This window comes from Rickettsiales bacterium, from assembly GCA_033762595.1.
Classification (GTDB): Bacteria; Pseudomonadota; Alphaproteobacteria; order Rickettsiales; family UBA8987; genus JANPLD01.
This window is the reverse complement of the sequence record JANRLM010000082.1, coordinates 1-9,916: the sequence shown is the minus strand read 5'-3', so window position 1 is coordinate 9,916 and position 9,916 is coordinate 1. Positions and strand designations below refer to the sequence as shown.

Sequence of the window (9,916 nt, the reverse complement as noted above, 5' to 3'; positions counted from 1 at the left end):
ATATTTTTTCTATCAATAATTTTTGCAAATTCTACATTGGTTTTCTGAGGAAAAAAATTATGACTTTCAAGTGGCTCGCCAAATTTTTTAACTTCAAAATTATCAATGTTAATAACATTAGTAAAGAACACTAAATGAGGGTTTCCCATACTCACAGCACTTGGGACTTCAAAACCTTCAACGCTAATTGGAATATTGAAAACATCAAAATTTTCACTAAGTGGAATTTTATTCCACTCAAAAATTGGCTTACCCATATTCACTGAAACCAAATTATTACCTAGGTTTTCTGAAATTAAATTATCTGCTTTAGTTTGAATTTGAACAATTTTTTGTGAAATTTCTTCTGAGATTAAAAAACCAATGCATCTAGTAGCATTTCCGCAGGCTGAAACCTCACTGCCATCTGCATTATAAATCTCCATAAAAACATCAGCATTTTCAGCAGATTTCATAATGATAAATTGATCGCAACCCTTAGTTTCCTTATTTTTTCTTGAACTAAGGTTTGAAATGTTTTTAATAATTTCACTCAATTTATTTTGCGTTCTAGCATCATAGATAAGAAAATCATTTCCTAAACCGCTCATTCTGCGAAGTTTTACTTTCATAATTTATTACATTTTAGTAGAATAATGCATATCACAAAACTTAGGTTTATCCAATGCTTAAATGGCTAATAGTTATTACATTATTTTTATCAGGCTTTTGGCTTTTTTATAAAAATAATTTGCCTGAATTTATCCTTGATTCAAAATTAGCAGATGTTGTCAACACAATTATGTTCCCCCTTGAAGTTAAGCTAGATAGAGACTTTCCAGAGGCTAGAAATAATAAAAACAAACCAAAAATTTATCAATTAAACTACGAGCAAATTATAAATTTTAGAGCTGATACTGAAGGGTTAAGCCGTCAAACTATCTATTATTTCTATAACCCAGCCTCAATTAGTGATAGGCTACTACTAACATCGCTCAATAGGCTTATGAAATCACACCCATCAAGTAAATATGATATTGATTACTTATTTGTTGCAGTTAGTGATGAACCTCAAAACTTAATGGAGTTGTTAAAACAAACTAGCCAAATAAATTTTATCCCTTATTACATTACTAGAAATGATTTTAGCCCAGTATTGATGATGTTCACAAGGCTTGGGCTATCTCACTCAACTGAATTACCAAGGCTGATATTCAAGGGTTTAAGTCAAAATGATTACACTGAAATTCAAGCTGGATTTTTTACAAAAGGCAGATTTGAAGTTTTAATTGAACAAAAATTATGAAATATAAAAATACAATTTTCTTCTCAATTATAATTGCATTATTGTGGGCTGGTTGGTATTTCAATTTCCAAGCAGATAATAACCGCAGAGAAATTGCTTATCAAAATCACGGTGAAGAATTTACTGAAGAAAATAAGCCTCAATATAGTATGGGAAAAATTGAAATAAAAAAACAAAACGGCGAAATTATAAATTTTCAAGTTGATGTTGCCGATGATGCCTTTAAGAGATCATTCGGCTTAATGTATGTTAAAGAAATGCCAGAAAATAAGGGAATGTTTTTTATATTTCCTGATGTAACTATACGCAATTTTTGGATGAAAAACACTTATATACCGCTTGATATAGTCTATATTGGCTCTGATTTTGAGATTAAGCATATTGGTAAAAATGCAGTTCCACATTCAACTGAATTTGTAAATTCAATTTATCCAGCGAAATATGTTTTAGAAATCAACGCAGGGCTTGCAGATAAACTAGGCCTTGATAGAGGCGATATTGTTAAATTTGAAAAAGAAAAAGGCAATTTTGAGAATTAAATTTTTAAGTTTCATATCGAGCGAAGCGAGATTTATCAGGATTTTTATATTACAACTAGATTTCTCACTTCGTTCGAAATGACTCAAAAACATTAATATTTTTACTAACTACCTATGTCAATTTACCTACCAATAGCAGAAATTCCGATTGATATTTTCTTGCTACTTTTAGTTGGCACTTGCGGTGGCTTGCTTGCAGGGCTTTTTGGTATAGGTGGTGGCTTTCTGGTAACCCCAATACTAATATTTATTGGCGTTCCGCCCTCTGTTGCAGTTGCAACTTCTGCAAATCAAATTATCGCTTCATCTGTTACTGGCTTTATGAATCAGTGGTATAGAAAAAATGTTGATTTGAAAATGGGCTTATTCCTTCTAATCGGCGGATTAATTGGCTCATACATTGGTATATTAATCTTTACTTGGCTTAAAAATATCGGGCAAATTGATATAGCAATCTCTCTTATTTATGTAATTTTCCTAGGTGGAATTGGTGGTTTAATGTTTATTGAAAGCGGAAAAAACCTTCTTCACCTTGAGGCTCACTTGCCAAGAGATAAAAAATTTAAGTTTCATTTAGTTGATATTTTGGGATTTAGATATTTAACTGGAAAACTCAAAAATATTCATATGCCTTATGTTTTAGAATTTGAAAAATCTGGGCTTAAAGTAAGTTTAATTTCACCAATTTTAATTGGTGCTATCGCGGGTATTATGGTTTCAATTATGGGTATAGGTGGTGGTTTTCTTATGATTCCCGCGATGATATATCTTCTAAAAATGCCTCCAAATATTGTTGTTGGCACTTCACTTTTTCAAATTATCTTCACTTCATCAGTAGTAACTTTAATGCATTCAGTTTCAACTAAATCAGTTGATATGGTTTTGGCGGTAATCCTAATTATCGGCGGCGTAATTGGGGCTCAATTCGGTTCAAGAATGTCAAATAAAATACCAGCCTTAAAATTAAGATTTTTCTTATCAATTTTAATTCTTGCTGTATGCTTAAGGCTTGGCTTTGGATTATTTTTAGAGCCTGAAAACTTATATTCCCTAAGCGTTAATAGTGATTAAATTCTTAAATATTTTTCTCTTTTTAATTATTTTACTTGCCTCACTAAATGCAAATGCAAGGCCAATTGTGGCTGATGCCTACCCTAGAAAAATTGATATTGATCACAAATTCAAAGGCCAAGATGTTCTAATTTATGGTGCAAGGAATGATGCTGGCAATATTATCATTCTCGCAACTGGCCCTAAAAAAGATTATATCTTACGTAAAAAGGGCAAAGTTGCTGGCATCTGGACGAATATTGAAAACACAAAAGTTAAAGATGTTTATAGCTTTTATTCAATTTCATCTATGCGAGATATTTCCTCAATTCAAAATATTTCACTTCTAAAATCTCTGAAAATTGGGTTTGAAAACCTTAGATATTCTGTAATTTCTGATTCTAACATCGGCGATAAAAGCTCAGCTAAAAAAATCACCAAAGAAATTAACGATATAATGAAAGAGCAACAGCTTTATTTCAGCAAGAATGAAGATATTTTATTCTGGGGTGAAACCTTATTTAGAACTTTTATAAAATTCCCCAAAAATATTATTCGTGGCACCTATAATATAGATATTTTTCTGTTTAATGATGGCTTGCTTCAGAGCGTTCAAACAATGCCAATAATTGTTGAACAAGTTGGTTTTGAAGCCTTTATGTTCAATTTTGCACACAATAAACCTTACATTTATGGTATTTTAGCGGTTTTTTTAGCAATTATCTCAGGCCTCTTCGCAAGCCAATTATTTAAGGGGCGTTAACCTTACCAGCTATAATTACTACTATCCGTAAATTTTTAGCTTTTCACCTAAATGTCACCCCGCATTTATTGCGGGGTTATTGGTTGAAAGTGTTTTAGGATTAAGTTTTGAATGCGTTTATTGTTTAACCCCGCAATAAATGCGGGGTGACAATTTGCGGTTAAGTGTCTAAAATCTATTTTATCGAACAATTTCCCTAACCCCAGCAAGTAACTTCATTACCTTTGGTGGAATATTCAATTTTATTGAATGCGAGTGAAGCCAGATAAATCCCTCTGCCGTTAGCTTTGAAGGCTCTATCTGAATCAAAACTCAAGAAGGGTTTAACATCAAAACCATCACCATCATCTTTTATTTTTAAGATAAGCTCGCCATTTTCTCTAAACAAATTCACCTGCACAGATTTCCTCTGATTTTCAGGCATATTATAGCGATATTCTATTTCATCTTCCCACATTCCATCTAAAATTAATTGGTGCTTTTCTTCAAAAGAAATTCCTAAATTTCCGTGTTCTACAGCATTCACCAAAAGCTCAGAAATTGCACCAACCATAATTTTTGGCTCAGTATAAGCAATCGCAATAGTGTGGGCTAAATCCCTAGCTTCTTCAATAGTTTTAATGCAGAAATTAGCACTATTTAATCTATCCATTCCGCCTTTGAATTTTTTTCTGCTATCAATATAAAAATCAGTAATTGCTGAAATTTTCTTATTCCTTTTGTTGGCTCTATAAGCTGATTTCACGAGGCTTGCCAACATATTTTGGTTAAATGGCTTGGTAATATACCAATAAACGCCAGCTTCTATACCTTCTTGTATTTGATAATCCTCATTCATTGCGGTTTGCATAATAATTGGCGTATCACGAAAGCGATTATCTTCTTTTATCCTTCTTATAAAGCTCATTCCGTCCATTTTGGGCATCATTCTATCAAGCACAATAACATCAACTGCGGAATTTTTATCTAGCATATCAAGTGCTTCCAAGCCATTTCTTGCGCTTATAGTTTCGTAATTAGATTTTTTTAGTATATGATTTAATATCTCTAAATCTTCCTCTTGATCATCTATAGTTAACACCCTGCCACAAAAATTCATAAACTCCCCCAAGTTTACTTACTTTCCTACTTGGAATTATTAGCTACTTGCTTTTAATTTTATAAGCCGTTTCTATGCCAAAAATTTTCCCTTAAATTTCAAATACTTAAACTGAAGAATTTAATTATTATGTTAAAATGAAACAATTTGCTGTAATAATCTAAAACATAAAATTATATTTATAGATTTTGCTTGAAATGTTCTGCTATAAATTTTAGCCTCTGAAAAAAATTTTGAATATGGCACTTAAAAAAACTCCTCTTTACAAAAAACATATTGAACTTGGTGCAAAAATGGCGGAATTCGCTGGTTTTGATATGCCCTTATATTATCGCGCTGGTATAATTGCTGAGCATAATGCTGTTAGAAATAAAGTCGGGCTTTTTGATGTTTCTCATATGGGTCAGCTTAGAGTGAAAGGCTTAGCTGCACCAAGTTACCTTAATAAAATTACCCCTTCTGATTTTCATCGTTTAACCGATTTTTTGTGCAAATATACCGTTCTCACCAATGAAAAGGGAGGAATTATTGATGATTTAATCATAACTCGTCTTTCTAGAAATGAATTTCATGTGGTGATAAATGCTGGCTGTAGAGATAAAGATATCGCTTGGTTTAAGAAAAATCTTTCAGATGGCGTTGAATTAGAAATCCTTGAAAACCAAGCTTTACTTGCCATTCAAGGTGCTGAGGCGGAATCTATTTTACAAAACTTTACTGATTTCCCCCTTTCAAAAATTGGCTATATGAAGGCGAGTTTCGTTGAAATTCTTGGTGAAAAATGTTTAGTTACCCGCACAGGCTATACTGGTGAAGATGGCTTTGAGGTTAGTATTTCAGGCAAAAAATCAGTTGAGTTATGGTCAACGCTTGTTGAAAAATTTAATGTTACACCAGCTGGTTTAGGTTCAAGAGATTTACTTCGTTTAGAGATGGGTTATCCGCTTTATGGCCACGATATGAACGACGAAACAACACCGCTAGAAGCAGGCTTGGGCTGGGTTATGAGCAAAGATAATGATAATTATATCGGCTCAAATATTGTGAAAAATCAAAAAAGTAATGGCATTCCAAGAAAAAGAATCGGTATGATTTTTAATGAAAAAGTGGTTGCTAGAGAAGGCTCAGAAATTTTTAAGAACGGCAATAAAATTGGAATTATTACAAGCGGTGGGTTTTCCCCCGTTTTGCAGAAGCCAATCTCAATGGGCATAATTTCCAATGATTTCGCCAAAGAGGGCGAGGTTTTAGAAGTTGATGTTAGGGGCAAAAAATATCAAGCAATAGTTTCAAGATTCACTTTCGTTCAGCCTAAAATAAAAAAAATCGTTGGTTAAAAAATTTTAATTATTGAAAATATTTTTTATCACTTTAGTTATTTATTATCAAATCCCCTCCCCTGTTTACGGGGGAGGGTTAGGGTGGGGGCAATTTGAAGCGAATATTTAATTTATACTGAAACTTATTCTATTTAAGCCCCCCTCTTAATCTCCCCCCGTAAACAGGGGGAGAAAATTATATAAACCTTAACAAAAAAAATTTACAAAATGTCTATTAAATACACAAAAGAACACGAAACTATTCGTGTTGAAGGAGATATTATAACAATCGGCATCACTGATTACGCTAAGGATGCACTTGGAGATTTAGTTTTTATTCAGCTTCCTGAAAAAGGCCTAAATGTTAAGAAAGGTCAGGATTTTGCAGTTGTGGAATCAGTTAAAATCGCCTCTGAAATTTATACTCCAGTTTCTGGAGAAATTGTTGAGGTGAATAGTACGCTTGCTGATAATGTTGATGATCTCAAATTAAATCTTGAAAAAGGTTGGATTGCAAAAATTAAAATGTCTAACCCCACTGAGCTATCTGACTTAATGGATGAAAATTCTTATAAAGAATACCTAAAATCTCTATAAATGAATAAAACCGCAGCACTTCTTATAATAGGTAATGAAATTTTATCAGGCAAAACGCAAGATAAAAACCTAAATTACATTGCTAAAAAACTAGTAGAAATGGGTATAAATTTCTGCGAAGTTCGTGTTGTCAAAGATATTAAAGAGGAAATTGCTGAGGCGGTAAATCAGCTTAGAAAGAAATATGATTATCTATTCACAACTGGTGGAATTGGGCCAACGCATGATGACATCACCATTGAAAGCATCGCTTATGCATTCGGCGTAAAAGCAGTTGAACACCCTGAAGCGAGGAAAAGACTTGAGGAATATTACAAAAATCGTGGCAGTGAACTTAATGAGGCAAGGCTAAGAATGGCACTCACACCCGAAGGAGCTAGTTTAATTGATAATCCGCTCACTTCTGCACCTGGTTGCAAAATTGAAAATGTTTTTATTCTAGCAGGAATTCCAAGCATTATGCAGGTTATGTTTGATTACGCTTCGCAATTTTTGGTGCAGGGTAGAAAAATTTTGTCCGAAACCATCTCTTGCAATTTAGTAGAGGGTGATGTTGCAGTTCCACTTGCAGAAATTCAAAAAGCAAACCCTGAAACTGAAATTGGAAGCTACCCCTTCATTTATGAAGGAAAATACTCTGTAAGCCTTGTTGTTCGCGGCTTAGATGAGGAAAAAGTAAAATTCGCCGCCTCACAAATCAGAGATTTAGTCCTATCCAAAAATGGAAAATTCATTGAGAGTAACTAATAATTATATCACTTGCCAAGCCGATATTTTAATATATTATGTTTGTTAGATAGGCTCGGTTGAGCTTATCTGTATAATTTTGTAAAACAAAATTATGCGATTTTGATTTCAATTTAGGAGTAAAAATGGCTACTGGAACGGTTAAATGGTTCAACTTTAAGAAAGGTTTTGGTTTTATCCAACCTGACACAGGCGGTGCAGATGTGTTTGTTCACAAATCTGCTGTTATCGCATCAAATGTTAGGTTACACGAAGGTGATAAAATCTCTTTTGAACTAGCTACAGAAAAAGGTAAACTTACAGCTGTTAACTTAAAAGTTATCAACGGCTAATTAGTTAAATCTAATTCAATATTAAAAGCGTGTAGAATTATTTTCACACGCTTTTTTTATTCGCAAAACTTAGTTTTATAATTTCTGCGATTCTTTTTGCTTCGTTGATTAGCTGTGTTGAAAATGGTTTTGTATCAAAATTTTTATCCATCAAATCAATTGCATTATTATTTTTAATAAACTCATCAATCAAGGAATAATATTGAAACCCAAGCATTTTAGGCTTAAAAATGCGAATTTTTTTTCCACTACTAACTGCCTCACACATCATTCTAACTGAATCACCAGTTACAATTATTTCATCTGAAATCGCCAAAAAATAATTATAAGGATTTTCAATTTTTCGCTCTGAGTAATCATAAAAATAAAAAGGAGCATGTAATTTTTCTTTAAGCCTTGCTATAGTTTTTGCTTCAGTTCTTCTACTAGAAGATATTAAAATTGTGCCACCTTTGTGGGTAATAATTTGATTTAATCTCTCTGCTAAAATCTCCACATCTTCCTCTGAAACATTTCCGCCGGTGTGCCTTCCGCCAAGAATTAAAGTTGTAAATGGAGGCTTCAACTTAAACTCATTAAAAAATTTGAATTTTTTATCTTTTTTTACTTTTTCTAAAAATCTTGGATTAATATAATTAATTAGCCCCCTTGAATAAATTATATTGCCTGAATTAATCTTGTAAGGCTCATAAGAAGGCAAAATTATATAATCAAAATCACTTTGGTTTTTAAGCGGATCAAGAATTGAAATAATCTTGGTTTTATTTTTTGAACGCTCCTTTAAGCTAATCAAAATATCAGCGATATTATAACCAACACCAACAGCAATATCAGGAAATTCAAAATTGGAATTTGCATTTAATCTAGTAAACTCATAAATATATTGAGGTTTTGTAAGGTTTTTGGCGAGTTCTCTAGACTGCACAATATTATCTGTGCCATCTGAAACCAGCCAAATTACAGGCTTTTTTTTGAGCCAACCTAACATTTCCACAAAAGACTAAAAATTATATTGCTTTCTAGGGTTTATATATTATTTTTCGGGCATCTAGCAATAGATTTACAATACGCACCCGTAGCTCAGCTGGATAGAGCGTCTGACTACGGATCAGAAGGTCATGGGTTCGAATCCTGTCGGGTGCGCCAATAAATAAAGGGGCTTTGAAGCCCTTTTTTATATTTCATCTCTTTTATTTCCTAAAACATTTTTTATAATAGGCTTTTAATTGGCTATATCAAAAGAATTATAATATATGAAACAGATTAAAAAAACCAATGATGAGCTTGTTTTAGATGTGATAAAAAAAGCTTTAGCACCTGTTTCTGCCTATGAAATTCTTGCAAAATTGAAAAATAAAATCAAAAGCCCTCCGATTATTTATAGGGCATTAGCTAGGCTTGAAAAAAGCGGAAATATCCACCAAATTCAAGCCACAAGCACTTATACGGCTTGCCATGGCAATCACAATCATCAGGCATTAAATGCAATGATTATTTGCAATAAATGCGGAAAAATTGATGAAGTTGCTGGAGTTAATTTTGATGAGATTATATTAAAAGCAATTACAAAATCAGCCTTAAAAATTATTCCTAAAAGCATTGAAATTATAGGCCTTTGCAATAATTGCGAGGCCTAGGCACTGTTAGCTAATTATTATAAATTTGCTACTTGATTAATTTTTGCAGAGAGCAAAGAAAAATTGAGTGAAATAGTTACTCATATTTCCGAAAATTTTTCTGTAGCTATATGCCAAAATTAATAGTAGCCTTTTAGGTTATGGCAAAAATTGCTATCTACTTCGTTAGAAAGCTTGCGAATATGAATAACTATTCGACGCACTTTCTGCCTTGTATATATCAATTTTTGACTCATAACAAATTTTATAATAATTAGCTAACAGTGCCTAAAAAGCTAAACTAAAATATCTATAATTTGGCCAACGCCTGAAACTACTGAACTTGCCTCAATAGATGAATCATCAACACCAGGAATACCAGCAATTTTAGCTTGAAGCTCTGTGTTTGCAGGATTTTTAGATGCATTTTGCGATTGCAAATTAGACTGATAATTAGCGTAAGAATAAGATTGCAAGCCTGTGTTTATAGATGTCATACTTCTCCCAAAAGATTCTTAAGTATTATACATCAAAAACCTTAAAAATAAAGATGCTAATTTGTTACAATG

13 protein-coding genes and 1 tRNA gene are annotated in these 9,916 nt (G+C 32.6%); 10 read left to right on the top strand and 4 right to left on the bottom strand.

Going from position 1 to position 9,916, the window contains the following annotated elements; all coding sequences use genetic code 11:
• Positions 1-611, bottom strand: a 611-nt coding sequence (gene dapF, locus SFT90_05935; protein ID MDX1950020.1) for a diaminopimelate epimerase, incomplete at its 3' end; no start/stop codon positions are given.
• 53 nt (positions 612-664) lie between these two features.
• On the opposite strand from dapF, the gene SFT90_05930 reads away from it, so the two are divergent.
• The 4 genes from SFT90_05930 (at position 665) to SFT90_05915 (ending at position 3,637) form a co-directional block, all read left to right on the top strand.
• Positions 665-1,285 carry a hypothetical protein gene (locus tag SFT90_05930; protein MDX1950019.1) on the top strand — a complete coding sequence of 207 codons (621 nt, stop codon included), beginning with the start codon at positions 665-667 and terminating at the stop codon, positions 1,283-1,285.
• A complete protein-coding gene (locus SFT90_05925; GenBank protein MDX1950018.1) occupies positions 1,282-1,824 on the top strand; it encodes a DUF192 domain-containing protein in 543 nt (180 codons plus the stop codon). The genes SFT90_05930 and SFT90_05925 overlap by 4 nt, the downstream gene beginning before the upstream one ends.
• A gap of 114 nt (positions 1,825-1,938) precedes the next feature.
• Positions 1,939-2,895, top strand: a complete 957-nt coding sequence (locus tag SFT90_05920; GenBank protein MDX1950017.1) for a sulfite exporter TauE/SafE family protein — start codon at positions 1,939-1,941, stop codon at positions 2,893-2,895.
• Complete coding sequence (locus SFT90_05915) at positions 2,888-3,637, top strand: TIGR02186 family protein (protein ID MDX1950016.1); 750 nt, start codon at positions 2,888-2,890, stop codon at positions 3,635-3,637. The genes SFT90_05920 and SFT90_05915 overlap by 8 nt, the downstream gene beginning before the upstream one ends.
• A 196-nt stretch (positions 3,638-3,833) precedes the next feature.
• Here the strand turns inward: SFT90_05915 and SFT90_05910 are convergent, their stop codons facing one another.
• Complete coding sequence (locus SFT90_05910; protein MDX1950015.1) at positions 3,834-4,736, bottom strand: response regulator; 903 nt, start codon at positions 4,734-4,736, stop codon at positions 3,834-3,836.
• 239 nt (positions 4,737-4,975) lie between these two features.
• On the opposite strand from SFT90_05910, the gene gcvT reads away from it, so the two are divergent.
• The 4 genes from gcvT (at position 4,976) to SFT90_05890 (ending at position 7,731) form a co-directional block, all read left to right on the top strand.
• Positions 4,976-6,073, top strand: coding sequence for a glycine cleavage system aminomethyltransferase GcvT (gcvT, locus tag SFT90_05905; protein MDX1950014.1), 1,098 nt, complete (start codon positions 4,976-4,978; stop codon positions 6,071-6,073).
• 210 nt (positions 6,074-6,283) lie between these two features.
• Positions 6,284-6,652, top strand: coding sequence for a glycine cleavage system protein GcvH (gcvH, locus tag SFT90_05900; protein ID MDX1950013.1), 369 nt, complete (start codon positions 6,284-6,286; stop codon positions 6,650-6,652).
• Complete coding sequence (locus SFT90_05895) at positions 6,653-7,399, top strand: molybdopterin-binding protein (GenBank protein MDX1950012.1); 747 nt, start codon at positions 6,653-6,655, stop codon at positions 7,397-7,399.
• A 125-nt stretch (positions 7,400-7,524) separates the two neighbouring features.
• Positions 7,525-7,731 (top strand): cold-shock protein, encoded by a 207-nt coding sequence (locus tag SFT90_05890; protein ID MDX1950011.1) that lies wholly within the window; start codon positions 7,525-7,527, stop codon positions 7,729-7,731.
• A gap of 43 nt (positions 7,732-7,774) precedes the next feature.
• Here the strand turns inward: SFT90_05890 and SFT90_05885 are convergent, their stop codons facing one another.
• A complete protein-coding gene (locus SFT90_05885) occupies positions 7,775-8,719 on the bottom strand; it encodes an ELM1/GtrOC1 family putative glycosyltransferase (protein ID MDX1950010.1) in 945 nt (314 codons plus the stop codon).
• An 81-nt stretch (positions 8,720-8,800) separates the two neighbouring features.
• Here SFT90_05885 and SFT90_05880 point away from each other — a divergent pair.
• Together SFT90_05880 and SFT90_05875 are read left to right on the top strand one after the other, a co-directional pair.
• Positions 8,801-8,877: transfer RNA gene (locus SFT90_05880), tRNA-Arg, on the top strand.
• A gap of 107 nt (positions 8,878-8,984) precedes the next feature.
• Positions 8,985-9,368: a transcriptional repressor gene (locus SFT90_05875; protein ID MDX1950009.1), complete on the top strand. Its 384-nt coding sequence runs from the start codon at positions 8,985-8,987 to the stop codon at positions 9,366-9,368.
• Between the two features lie 275 nt (positions 9,369-9,643).
• Here SFT90_05875 and SFT90_05870 read toward each other — a convergent pair whose 3' ends face one another.
• Positions 9,644-9,844, bottom strand: a complete 201-nt coding sequence (locus SFT90_05870; protein MDX1950008.1) for a hypothetical protein — start codon at positions 9,842-9,844, stop codon at positions 9,644-9,646.
• Between the last annotated feature and the right edge of the window lie 72 nt (positions 9,845-9,916).

Excerpts from the sequence above, each read along its gene's own strand:
- SFT90_05925 (MDX1950018.1), top strand. The coding sequence starts at position 1,282 with ATGAAATATAAAAATACAATTTTCTTCTCAATTATAATTGCATTATTG.
- gcvT (MDX1950014.1), top strand. The coding sequence starts at position 4,976 with ATGGCACTTAAAAAAACTCCTCTTTACAAAAAACATATTGAACTTGGT.
- SFT90_05885 (MDX1950010.1), bottom strand. The coding sequence starts at position 8,719 with ATGTTAGGTTGGCTCAAAAAAAAGCCTGTAATTTGGCTGGTTTCAGAT.
- SFT90_05910 (MDX1950015.1), bottom strand. The coding sequence starts at position 4,736 with ATGAATTTTTGTGGCAGGGTGTTAACTATAGATGATCAAGAGGAAGAT.
- SFT90_05870 (MDX1950008.1), bottom strand. The coding sequence starts at position 9,844 with ATGACATCTATAAACACAGGCTTGCAATCTTATTCTTACGCTAATTAT.
- SFT90_05920 (MDX1950017.1), top strand. The coding sequence starts at position 1,939 with ATGTCAATTTACCTACCAATAGCAGAAATTCCGATTGATATTTTCTTG.
- SFT90_05875 (MDX1950009.1), top strand. The coding sequence starts at position 8,985 with ATGAAACAGATTAAAAAAACCAATGATGAGCTTGTTTTAGATGTGATA.
- SFT90_05890 (MDX1950011.1), top strand. The coding sequence starts at position 7,525 with ATGGCTACTGGAACGGTTAAATGGTTCAACTTTAAGAAAGGTTTTGGT.
- SFT90_05895 (MDX1950012.1), top strand. The coding sequence starts at position 6,653 with ATGAATAAAACCGCAGCACTTCTTATAATAGGTAATGAAATTTTATCA.
- SFT90_05930 (MDX1950019.1), top strand. The coding sequence starts at position 665 with ATGCTTAAATGGCTAATAGTTATTACATTATTTTTATCAGGCTTTTGG.
- gcvH (MDX1950013.1), top strand. The coding sequence starts at position 6,284 with ATGTCTATTAAATACACAAAAGAACACGAAACTATTCGTGTTGAAGGA.